The organism is Pedobacter sp. CG_S7, from assembly GCF_040544395.1.
Lineage (GTDB): Bacteria > Bacteroidota > Bacteroidia > Sphingobacteriales > Sphingobacteriaceae > Pedobacter.
The window spans coordinates 1-14,056 of sequence record NZ_JBEONS010000036.1 but is presented as its reverse complement, the minus strand read 5'-3'; the positions used below and the strand labels follow the sequence as shown (position 1 = coordinate 14,056).

Here is a 14,056-nt window from a genome sequence, read left to right as displayed (position 1 = left end):
TTAGGTTTATATTGGTTTTTTAAAATTGATCATATTTTTTGAAAAAAGGTTGTATATTCTCCACAATAATATGTGCAAAACAAACATTGGAATGAATAACAAAATAAGTGAGCAAATAAAAATAGACCCTTCTGAAAGCCTCCAGGATTTCAAAGATTTGAATATCAAGTTATTTTGCTGCCGCTATTGGGTTTTAGAAGAATGGGAGTGCAATGATCTTAAGGTACCTTTTTGGAGAATGTATCACAATTCAGTAGCAGGATCAACTATAAAGTACAAGAACCAAACCATAGCCCTAAATCAGCAAACCATCTTACTTATCCCACCTAACACCTTATTTTCCTCTCAATTAAAACGCAATCAGTCTAAAGGAAATGAGTCCATAAAAGGAAGGAGTTTTGTCGCTACAGATCATTTAGAAAAGCTAAAAGAAACAGCAGATGTAGACCACCTATTCATCCACTTTTCACTAGGCTATCCGATGGATTTTGTGAATAATAATATTTATCAAATCAACTGCAATCAAATCAATGAAAAATTATTACTTCAAATTCAAGATGCCTGTATAACCAATACCATCACGAGCTTCAGGTCATGCTTGTTAACCAAACAATTACTGCATGATTGCTTATTGCAACTTCCAAACGATATTTGGGAACCTGCAAACCTGGATTTCCGAATCCTGAAATCCATAAAATTCATTGAAGCTAATTTTAACGAAAAAATAACCAATTCACAGCTATCTGATGCTGCAAATATGGCTACAAATTCCTTTGCACGACTATTTAAAATAGGCACCGGAGTTACAACACAACAGTACATCCTAAAATTAAGAGTGCAAGCAGCATGTAACTTTATGCACCATAGCAATAAATCAATGGATGAAATTGCTTTTGAATGTGGCTTTTCTGATCGCCATCATTTCTCGAAAATCTTCAAAAAAATACAGAAAATAAACCCTTCAGATTATAAAAAACGATTAAAAACAGGTTCTTATTATTTAATTAATCTACCACTAGATCAGTAGTAAGCAAAAACACGTTTAAGCTCCTTGGACCATGGGCACCTATAACCAAACTTTGCTCAATATCGGCTGTTTTAGATGGGCCAGCTATAAAAGTACCGAAACCTGTTTCTGCAACATTTATCTGCTGATAGGCGTGATGCATGGTGGCTACAATCTGTTCTGCTTTTAAAACAATCACCAGGTGCTGACAAATAAACGGCAAAACTCTGTTGACCATTGCTTTTTCATCTACCCACACAGCTCCATTTTCAGCAACTCCTAATGTGCCTTTTATATAAGCTGTATTAACATTTTCCAATTCAAAAGATTTTTTAATACTCATGCTTTGCTTCTGCAAAGGGGTTGCATTGACCATATTAACCACTACATCCTTTTCAGGATGCGTAAGCATTTGAGCTAATAGGGATTTCTCCTCTTTAAAATGCGTCACTTTTCCACCAATTGTTGTTAACATAGACTCGAATTGAGCAACCACATTAGCATACGAAATTAACTCCTCAAAATTAATTGTTGGCAATGCAACAAGTTCAGGTTGATTTTGAAGGGCTACCTTTAATATTTTCTCTCTTGAGGTCATGATTTTCTATTCTTTTTATACCATTCACCAAAACTTTCTTTAGGTACCGCCGGCATATCGCGCTGCTTATACCAGGGGTTTAATCGGTTGTTTACCATAAAGGGCAAGGTTTTCATCACCCATCTTCCTACTTTACCCGAAAAGCTGTAAATTGATGGATGTGAAAACAAAAAGCTCATCCCCAACATGCTCATTTTTTTTCCTTTTGAAACATGGCCTTCTGCCACAATTACCTGTCGCCATTTCCATAGTTGTTGATGAATGTCAATCTTTACCGGACAAACATTAGTGCATGAGCCACAAAGGGTAGATGCAAAAGGAAGATCAGAATTAGCTTTTAAATCTAAGTTAGGACTTAAAATTGAGCCTATTGGCCCAGCAATAGCCGTATGGTAACTATGGCCACCACTTCTTCTGTAAACGGGACAAGTATTGAAGCATGCCGCACAGCGGATACACTTTAAGGAATTTCGAAAATCAGCTCTCCCAAGTTGCCTTGTTCTCCCATTATCTACAATGACGATGTGTATTTGCTGACCAGGTCTTGGCTTATGAAAATGACTGGAATAAGTGGTAATGGGTTGCCCGGTTGCACTTCTTGCCAGCAATCTTAAAAAAACACCAAGATGGGCTGCTTCAGGAATAATTTTTTCAATACCCATGCAAGCGATGTGAATATTTGCGGTATGCGCGCCCATATCGGCATTGCCTTCATTGGTGCAAACCACAAAACCTCCAGTTGCTGCAATTGCGAAGTTTACTCCGGTAATCGCCAATTCTGAAGCGACGAAATGATTCCGTAAATGTTCGCGTGCAGCCTCAGTTAAATATTGAGGATCATTATTACCCTTTTCCGTGTTCAAAAACTCATGAAAAGTATCACTTACATCTTGCTTTTTTAAGTGGATTGCAGGCAATACGATATGACTTGGAGCTTCCTTGCGTAATTGTACAATTCGCTCACCAAGATCAGTATCGATTGTTTCGATGCCCTGTTTATTCAAATATTCATTCAGGTGACACTCCTCAGTAAGCATACTTTTGCTTTTCACAATCTTTGTGACCTTATTATTCTGGATAATTTGATGAATAATCTGATTGTGTTCTTCAGCATCTGCAGCCCAATGAACCGTAACACCATTTGAAATGGCATTTTGTTCAAATGCAGCAAGGTAATTGTTTAGGTTAGAAAGCGTATGGTCCTTTATTTGAGAAGCCCATTCTCTCAATTTTTCCCATTCTGGAATGCCATGTGCAGCAACATCTCTTTTGGCCCTTACAAACCAGAGCGTTTCATCATGCCAGTCCGTTCTAGATTCGTCTTTAATAAACGCTTCTGCAGCGTCCGCATGTGTTTTCATCCCTGGTAATTTAAAATTTCAGCAATATGAACAATTTTAACATTGCTCCCCTGACGCTTCAATACGCCCTCCATATGCATTAAGCAGGAAAGATCTACAGCAGTGATGTATTCCGCCCCATTTTTTACATGGTCGGCAACCCTATCTTTGCCCATCTTAACAGATACAGCCTCCTCAGCAACACAAAACGTGCCTCCAAATCCACAGCACTCATCTTTCCTATCAAGCGTTATAATTTCTAAACCTTCAACCATAGCCAATAATTCCAGTGGTTTTGAAAATTCCGGTTCCATTAATTCAGACATTTGAGAAATTTTTAATCCCCTTTGGCCATGACAACTTTGATGTAATCCTACACGATAAGGAAACTTAGCATTTAAACTTTTAACCTTTAAAACATCTGTTAAAAAAGCAGTAAGTTCATATATTTTATTTCTGGTTGCAATTGCTGCACCTTCATCTTTTGTGGAGGTTAAATGCTCTTTAATGTGTAATACACAGCTTCCTGAAGGACAAACTACGTAATCGAATTCCGCAAAATTCTCTACAAAAAGCTCATTGCAACCACCTGTAAGACTAGCAAACCCAGAGTTTGCCATCGGTTGTCCACAGCAAGTTTGTGCACTAGGGTAAGAAACATCTACACCAAGTTTCTCCAATAATTCAAGCGTAGCAATTGCCGCTTTTGGATAAAACTGATCTACATAACAAGGAATAAATAAGCCTACTTTCATCATTGGAGATTGATTAATGAACGATCAAGATGGACATAGCCACCGTCTACATAAGTTAATTGGCCAGTGGTATGACTCGAATTCGCTGACAACAGGAACAAAGCGGTATTTGCAATTTCATCTGCTGTAGTCATGCGGTTACCTAAAGGAATTATACTTTGAATAGATTTTAATTTTTCTTCTGGATTTTCTAAGGTATTGATCCATGATTGATATAAAGGAGTAAAGCATTCCGCAACAATGACAGCATTTACCCTAATGCCATATGGTAGAAGTTCTACAGCCCATTCTCTGGTCAGTGCATTTCTCGCTCCATTAGCTGCTGCATAAGCTGAAGTACCACCCTGCCCGGTATCTGCCACTTTAGAGCCAATATTTAAAATCGCTCCCTTAGTAGCCTTCAGCGCTGGCAATGCGTAATGAGCCATTAAGTAATAATGAATTACATTTTTATGCAGACTATCTATAAATTTCTCATAATCTCCACTTTCCAACCCTACACAATCATTAACACCAGCATTATTTACCAAACCATCAATCCTTCCGAATTGTGCCAACACTTTATTCACAGCATTCAAACATTGCTGAGGGTCTTTTAACTCTGCAACTACCTGAAAAGCTTGCCCTCCATGGTTAATAATTTCATTAAGCACCTTATTGTTATCAGCTTCATTCCGGCCAATAATAACAGGTATAGCTCCTTCAATCGCTAAATTCTTAGCAATTGCTTCACCTATACCTTTAGCACCACCAGTTACGATAATAACTTTATTTTGTAATTGTAGATCCATTTATGTAGTACTTATATTATAAAAATTAATGGCATTTCCACCCAAAAAAAGAGAACGTTCGTTTTCAGAAAAAGAGGCAGTATAATCTTCCAACAAGCCTGTAACCTCACCAAAAGTAGCAGCTAAGCGGCACACGGGCCAATCAGAACCATACATCACCCTGTTGAGGTCAAAACTTTCAAATATCACCTCCAGATAAGGCCTAAAATCTTCTTTTTTCCAATTCCTAAAATCAGCTTCAGTAACCATACCCGAAACTTTGCAGGAAACATTTTCATGTTCAGCCAAAGCCTTTATGTTAGCTTGCCATGCGGAAATATGCTGTTGTTTGATGTTAGGTTTACCAATATGGTTCAACACAAAAGGCTGGTCCGGAAATTCAGCAACCAATTCAAGTGCGTATTTAAGTTGATCTGGCAGCACCAGGATATCATAGGTAAATCCAAATTCTTTCAGCCTACCAATTCCCCTTTTAAAATCAGGTTGTAACATTAAAGCACGATCTTCCTCACCTTGAAGGATAGTCCTGAAGCCTTTAAGTTTATCATGCTGGCTATATTCCGCTAGCTGATCACGAATATCTTCAGCTTGAAGATCAACCCAGCCAACAACCGCTTTTATAAAAGGATTGCGTTCCGCATTTTTTATTTGGAATATATTCTCCTCCGGTGATTGGTCAGATTGCACAACTACAGAACCATCAAAACCATAATGCTCCAGAATTGGCTGTAAATGTTCAGGCATAAAGTCATCCTGAAGAATGACCATATCCTCCTTAATCCAACTATCTCTTATCGGGTTGTATAACCAAAAATGTTGATGGGCATCAATTTTTAACATAAGATTTGAGGTTCTGTTTAGCTACGCCTAGTCCATCAATACCCAGTTCAACTACATCACCCTCCTTTAAATAAATTGGAGGTTTAAAACCTAAACCTACACCTGCGGGTGTGCCAGTTGAAATCACATCACCAGGTAATAAGGTCATAAACTGACTTACATAAGCAATCACAAAGGGTACATTAAAAATAAAATTACTTGTATTTCCATCCTGCATTATTTTTCCGTTAACGGTAAGCCACAGGCGGAGGTTATTCACATCATCTAATTCATCAGGAGTCGCTAAAAACGGCCCCATTGGTGCAAAAGTATCACAACCTTTACCTTTATCCCAAGTTCCATTTCTTTCAATTTGGAACTCACGTTCTGAAACATCATTGTGTAAAACATATCCTGCTACATAAGCTAAAGCATCTGCTTCATCCACATAGGAAGCCTTTTTACCAATAACTACGCCGAGTTCAACCTCCCAGTCTGTTTTGACAGAATTTTTAGGGATCACAATATCATCAAAAGGACCTCCCATAGAAGTTGTCGATTTCATAAATATGATAGGTTCGACAGGTAATGGCGTATTGGTTTCTTTAGCATGATCGGCGTAATTTAAACCAATACAGACAATCTTTGACGGCCTGGCAATAGGTGAACCCAAACGCATATCACTACTAATTTGATCCAATTTACCAGTATTTGCTTTCACAAATTGCTCCAGTCTTTCTAATCCACTATTTTCAAAAAAAGCTTCATCGTAATCACCACCAAATGCAGAAGTATCCAACCACACCTCATTAATAATTACACCAGTTTTCTCTTTACCAGCAGCACCCCATCTTATTAATTTCATATTTATTTTTATAAGCTTAATACTTGAAAGTATTAATTTTAATTATTTAATTTAATAAACCCTCCATCTATAGGATAATCATTGCCACTAATAAAACCAGCTTCATCAGAACACAAGTATAAAGCTAAGGAAGCCACTTCAGACGGTGTTCCCATTCGGCCTATCGGCTGACTTTTAGATAGTTTATCAAACATTTCAGCTTCTTTTCCGGCATAATTTTTTGCAATAAAGCCATCAACAAAAGGGGTATGTACCCTGGCAGGCGAAATACTGTTACAGCGAATATTTTCTGAAAGATAATCTCTGGCAATTGAAAGTGTCATTGCATATACAGCACCTTTACTCATGGAGTAAGCAAATCGGTCGGTAATCCCAACCAAAGCACCGATAGAAGCCATATTCAGAATAACACCAGCACCCTGTTTTTTCATCATTGGAATGGACGCAAACAAGCAATTATAAGCACCACGAACATTCACATCGAATATTTTCGTGAAGTCGGCTTCATTTGTCTTTTCTACATTTCCCACATGAGCAATTCCTGCATTATTAACCAGGATATCAACTTTACTGATTTTGCTAAAGGTTTCTAAAACCTGCTGCTGTTTACTTACATCACAACCGTAAGCAAAAGCAATGCCTTCGTCACCAATTTCAGCTATAGTTTGAGCTGCAGCAGCAGCATTCAGTTCAATGATATGAACTTCAGCACCTTGTTTTGCGAAAAGCATCGCTATTGCTTTGCCTATCCCACTGCCTCCACCTGTAATAACGGCAGACTTACCTTTTAAACTAAACATCTATATTTATTTAAAAATTATAATCGGATTTTTAAAGCTAGGAAAATTTCATAAAGAAACGCCTCTTTTCCATGGGATAAAATCATCTTGGTTTAGAAGTACAGCTTTAGGAGTAATTTCACCACTTGCAGCTTTAATACAATAATGCAATATTTCTATTCCCATTTCCTGAATAGATTTTTCTCCACTGATGATTCCCCCGGTGTCAATATCAATAATGTCACTCATTTTTGTAGCCAGAACAGTATTGGTAGCAATTTTAATAACCGGACAAACAGGGTTTCCAGTTGGGGTGCCCAGGCCTGTGGTAAATAAAATAAGGGTAGCACCACTAGCTGCTTTACCCGTTGTGGCTTCGACATCATTTCCTGGAGTACACACTAAATTTAAGCCTGGCTGGGTTGCACGCTCGGTATAGTCGAGCACAGCTACTACAGGAGAAGTTCCCCCTTTTTTTGCTGCACCAGTGCTTTTTATCGCATCAGTAATTAATCCATCTTTAATATTTCCCGGAGAAGGATTCATATAAAACCCTGACCCCACAGCATGAGCCTGTGCATCGTACTCCTGCATCAGCTGGATAAATTTATCTGCACACGGTTTATCTACGCACCTATCTATTAAGTTTTGTTCAGCACCACATAACTCTGGAAATTCTGCCAGCAAGACCTTAGCACCTAAAGCCACCAACAAATCTGAAGTATAACCTACGGCGGGGTTAGCTGAAATTCCACTAAAACCATCACTGCCACCACATTTAACCCCCACGCAAAGTTTACTCAAAGGCGCCGGACTTCTTTCTATCTTATTTATTGCCGTTAACCCAATAAAAGTTTGCAATATAGCCTCTTTAATCAACTCCTCTTCACTTTTACTTTGTTGCTGTTCAAACAACAATACTGGTTTATCAAAATGAGGATTACGTAATTGTATGTCGGCCATTAGGTTGCTCGTTTGCAAGTGTTGACAACCTAAACTTAACACCGTAATACCAGCAACATTTGGATGGTCGGCATAAGCAGCTAACAATTTACTCAGTAATTCTGAATCTTGTCTGGTACCCCCACATCCACCCTGGTGATTTAAAAATTTAATACCATCAACATTTTTAAAAATACGCTGTGTTTCTGCAGGAATCCTTGAAATTTGGGAGGTCTGGAAGGTTTCAATTGCTTGTCCGTGCTCATAAGCATGAAGCAGCTGCTTTGTAAATTCCTTATATTTATGCGTCACGCCATAGCCTAATGTATTTTGAAGTGATTCTTTAATTACGTCTAGGTTTCTATTTTCACAAAATACGGTTGGAATGAACAGCCAATAATTAGCTGTACCAACACTTCCATCATTACGATGGTATCCATTAAAGGTTAACTCTTCAAATTTTGAAACATCTGGTGCTTCCCACTGGTAGTTTACCGATCTATAACAATATTCTTGCGAGGCATGCTTTATATTCTTAATAGTCATTAATCCACCCATTGCAATTGGGGTTAGTACTTTACCCACAAGAACACCATACATCAACACCTCATCACCGATATTCATTTCCCTAATAAAAAACTTATGTTTCGCTTTTACATCATCCTGCAAGGTGATGGTTAACCCATTAAAATGAACGACTGTATCTTTAGTCAAGTCCTGTAAGGCTACCAGCACGTTATCGTCAGGGTTAATTTGTATTTGTCTTATGCTCATTCCAATTCAAAAATTTTATTCATTACCATCCATTTCTCACTGGGTTTTGCTCCCGGCAGAGCTTTTTGATATTTCCACATTAGCTTTTCCCATTCCTGTACTCGAGGGTTAGCCAGGTCCATCTTCTCTTTTTCCTCCGCATTGAAATCAGCATTTACTCCCATAATCATCATTAAACGATTTTTGCACCTGTAAATATCCATCTGTTCAATGCCCGCTTCTTTAATACTCATAATTATTTCAGGCCAGACGGCGAGGTGCCATTTATCATATTCTTCAATTAATTTCTGATCATCAACCAAATCAAGCGTTAAGTAATACGTCTTCATATTAAATAGATTTTTCAACTTTATATCCTTTCAATCCATACATGGATACGATTAAAAAACATATTAACGGAACAATGTAAGCAGTTGCAGTTTCGTCATGATCTGCAATGGTTCCCATTACGAAGGGTACAATTGCGCCACCTACAATAGACATGATCAAGAATGATGATGCTTTTTTAGTGTGTTTTCCGAGGTCCTTTATACTTAAAGCAAAAATAGTGGGAAACATAATCGACATAAAGAAAAACAAGCCCAATAAGGAATATAAAGAAACCCATTCTTGTTTACTAATAACTATTGCACAAAGTAAAACGTTGATAAGGGCGTAAACTGCAAGTAATTTACTTGGTTGAATGAAGCGCATTAAACTCGTGCCAACGAAACGACCTACTGTAAATAAGATAAGTGCCACAGATAAAAACTTAGCTGCAGTTGCATTATCGATACCAACTCCTATTTCTGTACAATAATTAATAAATAAAGTTGCAATACCTACCTGTGCAGCCACATAAAAAAACTGTGCTGCAAGGCCATAGGTAAAATTACTATGTTTGAATAAAGGCTTTTGATTAAGTGCAGCTGAACTCACAATTTCACTTTCCTTTATCTCAGGCAAAGTGGTGCGCATAAATATGCCTGCAACAATCAACACCAACACCCCTATAATAACATAGATTAGTTTAACAGAGTCCAAATTACCTGCGCTTTCCGAAGTTTCTTTATTAAAGAATAAATAGGCAGCTATAATAGGTCCTAAAAAAGAACCTACCCCATTAAAGCATTGAGAAAGATTTAGCCTGTTAGTTGAAGTTTCAGGATTTCCCAATACGGTAACATAAGGGTTAGCTGCTGTTTCCAAACAAGCTAGACCCGAAGCTATAACAAAAAGAGCAAGTAAGAATAAATTAAAACTTGCATTTTCCGCGGCAGGATAAAACATAAATGCACCGATTGCATAAAGCAATAAACCGAATATAATTCCTTTCTTATAACCGTATTTATTCATAAATAAACCTGCAGGCAAAGCCACGAGAAAGTAGGCGCCAAAATAAGCAGCCTGAAGTAAAGTAGACCTGCTTTTATTAATATTAAGGGTTTCCTGGAAATGTTTGTTTAAAACATCTAGCAATCCATAAGCAAAACCCCATAAAAAAAACAGGGAAGTGATCATTATAAAAGGCAATAAATATTTATTCTTTGGCATTTGCTAAAAGTTTAATGTCAAAGTAAATGAAAATCATCCAAAAATTATTTTAATATATTACCATTTTATTCAATGAAATTGTCTTTTTGAATTTTCAATTGCCTAGGGTTTTAGCGTTTTATTTTTTACTATCTGCTGCCTTTCAAAAAAAAAACAAATTTGCTTGTATCATGTTGTTGTTTTGTATATTCGCAAAAGCATTGAAAACTACAACCAAAATATTGCTCTCTGAAGAAGAGCTCATTAGTAAGCTGAAAAGTCGGGATACCATAGCTATTCAAGCTTTATACAATATGTATTCTGGTGCATTGTTTGGGGTGATTTCCAGAATAATTCATCAAACCGGAGTAGCTGAGGATCTTTTACAAGAAACTTTCATTAAAATATGGAACTCTGCTGAGAGCTACGACAGTAGTAAAGGCCGGCTCTTTACCTGGATGATGAATATTGCACGCAACTTGTCTATCGATAAATTACGCTCAAAAGATTTTAAGAATTCCAATAAAAACCAAGACATAGAAAATAACGTAGTTCTTATTGATGCACAAAGAGAGGTTACCTTTAATGCTGATCTTCTCGGCTTAAAAGAGCTGGTCACTTCTCTTAAACCAGAATTAAACAATATATTGAACATGGTGTATTTTAATGGATATACACATGTAGAAGCGGCTGAAGAATTAAATATACCTTTGGGTACAGTAAAAACACGAATAAGGATGGCAATAATGGAATTAAGAAAACATTTTAATTAAAGTGGAAGAAGCAAAAGCATATAGTGAATCAGGTATACTTGAACTTTACGTTCTAGGGCAATTAAATGCACAGGAACAAGCTGAAGTTGAGGCAATGGCATCAAAACATCTGGAAATAAAACAGGAAATTGAAACTATTGAAATTGCTATGGAACAATATGCGCTTCACCATGCTATAGTACCTTCCCAAAAACTGGAAAGCAGCATCTTAGAGAAAATTACTCCCATTGAGGAAACAGCACCGGTTAAGGATGCGGTAATAATCCCCTTAAACAATAGTACTTACGAAGGAAAAATAAGGCTATTAAGAATCGCCTTGGTTGCCTGTGTTGCCATGTTGGTCTTTAGTATTTTTGCGCTTTTCAATGCGCATGATCAATTGGGCAATGCTAAGGATCAAATAACAAGCCTAAGTCTGGATAAAGAAAAATTTACCAGCACCGTAGCCTACATGAAAAAAGCAAATGCTGATTTGCAGAAAATTTCAGCAATGGTAAACGACCCAGATTGGAAAACAGTGAAACTTTCGGGAACTAAAATGGATCCAAATGCACATTTGATTGTTTACTGGCATGTAACAGACAAACAGGTAATAATAGACAACTCAAAAATGAGGCTTCCTGCAAACGATAAGTCAGACCAGTACCAATTATGGGCATTGGTAAATGGCAAACCTGTAGATTTAGGTGTGTTTGATGTTAAACCTAATACTCCAGAAATATTGGTGAACATGAAAGAAATATCCGCTGTACAAACATTTGCTGTTACCTTAGAAAAACGTGGTGGTAGTGAAACACCTACCATGGATCAGATGATTGTAGCTGGAAATGTTTCCATCTAATTGCCTATCTTTCTAACGTAAAAAGGGAAGAGAACTTTCATTCCCTTCCCTAACCTAAACCTGGAACTATAAACCTTTACTTAATAAACAAGGAAGCTATCGCTTCAACTTGTGCTCTTGTTAGTGGCTCGTCAAATGACTCTGTTGCAGCATTTACCGAAACCGCTTGTCCGTTGATATTGGTAATGGTGATACCCGCTTGAATAACATTGTCTTCACCAGCAAATACTGGGGCAGCAGCAGCAACACCGCTATCGTTTGCGCCGGTAATCCATGGCTTTATATTAACGCCTCCTCCTGCCTGTGTTTTGCGCATCTGACGAATATGTGAAGCATGACGGCCTTCAACAGAGTGAATGTTTAAGGCCACTTCTAAATATGGACTTCCCATTAATGCCGGTGCCTGACCTTTATAAGCTCTCACGCCTGTATCTTCAAATGCCTGTGCTACCGCTAAAAAGGTTGGATAATCAGAATAAACAGCATTGAAGTTACCTTTTCCAGTATAATCAAATTGATTATAAGTAAAAGAAACGGGGGTTCCGCCTGCAGCAGTAATTGCTCCAGCTAACAAATCAACATGAGCTTTTTCGTGATTACGGATAGTAGTAATTGCATTTGTAGCTTCACCTGCAGGAATTAAACCGGGTGCCGAAAACAGGGAATGGTTATAAAAATGATACTCCAGGTATTCTAATGTTAAAGCAAAATTCAGTACACTAATAACTGAAGTGGAAGCAGACTGACCGTATGCTTTTTTAAACATAGATCCTAAAGCCAAGGGTATGGAGGCTAGGGCAACTTTTGAACCAAAGTTGTAAAACTCTTTCATTGCATTTCTGCGTGGACTTAAACGTTCATAGATTTCACCATCTACTTTTTCAATTTCTTCTAATATATTTACAATATTCATGATTTCAGATTTTTAAGATGGTAAGTTCGTTACGTTAATTTTAGTTTTAATGAAGCCACTTGCTATAGAAAGTACTTCACCTGGAGCTCTAGAGGTGTCTAATCCATTAGCTTTAACTACGGTATTATCAGCAAAGCTTCCGTTAGAGATCAAATCTCTTATCAATGCTGCATGCCTTGCCTCAACCGAAACAATCTTACCGGCAAGCGTTAAGTAGTCTGCAGATTTGATGAGCTTTCCTGCACCATTATAAGCAGAAACACCTAAATCCTCAAATGCTTTGGCTGTGCCTAATACGCTGTCTCTTGAAGCAAAGTCAATTTTAGAAAAGTTAACTTCCAATCCTGCTATAGCTGCTGTTGCCAATGCATTTTTGAAAAACTCTCTATGGGCAACTTCATGATCCCTGATGTCAGTAAGCAATGCCATTTCATTTGTCGGCATACCGGAATATGGCGTTTTTACTACCTGGATATAAAAAGCTGCTTCTAACTGTTCTAGTGCATAGGCATAATTCAAAATCCCTAAATCATCTTTGAAATTCAGCGTTACACTTCCATCCATAGGATTATAATTTTTGTCTTTTTTGCATCCCGCAGCTATTAAGGCCATGCCAGCAGCACCCGCTCCTGCAAATTGCAAAAATGAACGACGGTGAATTGGGGAGGTGTAAATGCTCCGCTCTATTTGCAGAGATTCTTTTACCTCTTGTTCTTGTAAATTTTTCATAGCTATCTTTCGTTTAAGGTTAATGATAGTTCTTGATAGCGTTATGGAGTATCAAGCACTATAATGGCACTTACGAAAGAAAAAGAGCTTTGGTTTTTTAGAATCTAAAAAAAAAGAAGCCAATGCTTTGAACAATGGTTCATCGCAATTAACTTCCGAAGTTAAACAATCAGCTCCTCCACCATTACGGGATTTTTACACTTAAATATTTGTCCATAAAAAAACCCATCCTATAAATTAGAATGGGGGTTTTATATGATCTTCGGTCTTGAAAACCTGAGCTCCCGAAGCTGGGCTCGAACCAGCGACACTCTGATTAACAGAAGGACGCTGCCCATTTCTAACTATATCTTAATCAATCAATTACAAGCACCCATGAAATCCCGTTAAATACATTCTTTTGGTCAGGGGTAGGAACTTAACTTGATGTATTGATTTTTAGTTTTGCACTCAGGTCGTGGAAATAACTTGGGGACCATATTTCAAGTACTTTTGGATCTTTTATAAATCTAGAGATGTCAGCTTTCACAAAGTCCATTTTAATACTTTCGATCTTTTCGCTAAATAGTTTCCTGAACTCCTCTTCGTTGATGGTATCTTTTTTCCAGTCACCGCTATC

Annotated in this window: 15 protein-coding genes and 1 pseudogene; 3 read left to right on the top strand and 13 right to left on the bottom strand. The window is 37.6% G+C overall.

The genetic code is table 11. The annotated features are described in order from the left end of the window. Positions 1 to 91 precede the first annotated feature (91 nt). Positions 92 to 1,027, top strand: a complete 936-nt coding sequence (locus AAKU52_RS14775) for a helix-turn-helix domain-containing protein (RefSeq protein ID WP_354334879.1) — start codon at positions 92 to 94, stop codon at positions 1,025 to 1,027. Here the strand turns inward: AAKU52_RS14775 and AAKU52_RS14770 are convergent. From AAKU52_RS14770 to fucP, 10 genes are read right to left on the bottom strand one after another with little or no spacing between them, the layout of a single operon-like run. Beyond that, on the bottom strand, positions 1,005 to 1,604 hold the full coding sequence (locus AAKU52_RS14770; protein ID WP_354334877.1) for a LutC/YkgG family protein: 600 nt from the start codon (positions 1,602 to 1,604) through the stop codon (positions 1,005 to 1,007). The two genes, AAKU52_RS14775 and AAKU52_RS14770, sit on opposite strands and share 23 nt — an antisense overlap. Next, positions 1,601 to 2,965, bottom strand: a complete 1,365-nt coding sequence (locus tag AAKU52_RS14765; protein ID WP_354334875.1) for a lactate utilization protein B — start codon at positions 2,963 to 2,965, stop codon at positions 1,601 to 1,603. Before AAKU52_RS14765 ends, AAKU52_RS14770 begins: the two co-directional genes overlap by 4 nt. Continuing rightward, positions 2,962 to 3,699 carry a (Fe-S)-binding protein gene (locus AAKU52_RS14760; RefSeq protein ID WP_354334898.1) on the bottom strand — a complete coding sequence of 246 codons (738 nt, stop codon included), beginning with the start codon at positions 3,697 to 3,699 and terminating at the stop codon, positions 2,962 to 2,964. The genes AAKU52_RS14765 and AAKU52_RS14760 overlap by 4 nt, the downstream gene beginning before the upstream one ends. Further along, on the bottom strand, positions 3,699 to 4,490 hold the full coding sequence (locus tag AAKU52_RS14755; RefSeq protein WP_354334873.1) for an L-fucose dehydrogenase: 792 nt from the start codon (positions 4,488 to 4,490) through the stop codon (positions 3,699 to 3,701). The genes AAKU52_RS14760 and AAKU52_RS14755 overlap by 1 nt, the downstream gene beginning before the upstream one ends. Next, positions 4,491 to 5,330: an amidohydrolase family protein gene (locus AAKU52_RS14750; protein WP_354334871.1), complete on the bottom strand. Its 840-nt coding sequence runs from the start codon at positions 5,328 to 5,330 to the stop codon at positions 4,491 to 4,493. Further along, entirely contained in the window at positions 5,317 to 6,174 is an 858-nt protein-coding gene (locus AAKU52_RS14745) for a fumarylacetoacetate hydrolase family protein (protein WP_354334869.1), read from the bottom strand. The genes AAKU52_RS14750 and AAKU52_RS14745 overlap by 14 nt, the downstream gene beginning before the upstream one ends. Before the next feature lie 38 nt (positions 6,175 to 6,212). Beyond that, positions 6,213 to 6,974, bottom strand: coding sequence for an SDR family NAD(P)-dependent oxidoreductase (locus tag AAKU52_RS14740; protein ID WP_354334867.1), 762 nt, complete (start codon positions 6,972 to 6,974; stop codon positions 6,213 to 6,215). Between the two features lie 48 nt (positions 6,975 to 7,022). Beyond that, complete coding sequence (locus tag AAKU52_RS14735; RefSeq protein WP_354334865.1) at positions 7,023 to 8,669, bottom strand: UxaA family hydrolase; 1,647 nt, start codon at positions 8,667 to 8,669, stop codon at positions 7,023 to 7,025. Next, positions 8,666 to 8,998, bottom strand: a complete 333-nt coding sequence (locus AAKU52_RS14730) for an L-rhamnose mutarotase (protein WP_354334863.1) — start codon at positions 8,996 to 8,998, stop codon at positions 8,666 to 8,668. The genes AAKU52_RS14735 and AAKU52_RS14730 overlap by 4 nt, the downstream gene beginning before the upstream one ends. A gap of 1 nt (position 8,999) precedes the next feature. Next, positions 9,000 to 10,202 carry an L-fucose:H+ symporter permease gene (gene fucP / locus AAKU52_RS14725; RefSeq protein ID WP_354334861.1) on the bottom strand — a complete coding sequence of 401 codons (1,203 nt, stop codon included), beginning with the start codon at positions 10,200 to 10,202 and terminating at the stop codon, positions 9,000 to 9,002. Positions 10,203 to 10,402: 200 nt separating this feature from the next. Here fucP and AAKU52_RS14720 point away from each other — a divergent pair, with 200 nt between their 5' ends. Then, the gene (locus AAKU52_RS14720; RefSeq protein ID WP_354334859.1) at positions 10,403 to 10,954 is read left to right on the top strand and encodes an RNA polymerase sigma factor; all 552 of its coding nucleotides are present in this window, start codon (positions 10,403 to 10,405) and stop codon (positions 10,952 to 10,954) included. A gap of 1 nt (position 10,955) precedes the next feature. After that, on the top strand, positions 10,956 to 11,795 hold the full coding sequence (locus AAKU52_RS14715) for an anti-sigma factor (protein WP_354334857.1): 840 nt from the start codon (positions 10,956 to 10,958) through the stop codon (positions 11,793 to 11,795). 76 nt (positions 11,796 to 11,871) lie between these two features. On the opposite strand, the gene AAKU52_RS14710 is transcribed toward AAKU52_RS14715, so the two are convergent. From AAKU52_RS14710 to AAKU52_RS14700, 3 genes and pseudogenes are all read right to left on the bottom strand, one after another. After that, positions 11,872 to 12,708: a ferritin-like domain-containing protein gene (locus AAKU52_RS14710; protein WP_354334855.1), complete on the bottom strand. Its 837-nt coding sequence runs from the start codon at positions 12,706 to 12,708 to the stop codon at positions 11,872 to 11,874. 12 nt (positions 12,709 to 12,720) lie between these two features. Then, positions 12,721 to 13,437 carry a ferritin-like domain-containing protein gene (locus tag AAKU52_RS14705; protein WP_354334853.1) on the bottom strand — a complete coding sequence of 239 codons (717 nt, stop codon included), beginning with the start codon at positions 13,435 to 13,437 and terminating at the stop codon, positions 12,721 to 12,723. Between the two features lie 418 nt (positions 13,438 to 13,855). Further along, positions 13,856 to 14,056 (bottom strand): annotated as a pseudogene (locus AAKU52_RS14700) (nucleotidyl transferase AbiEii/AbiGii toxin family protein); the annotation flags it as partial.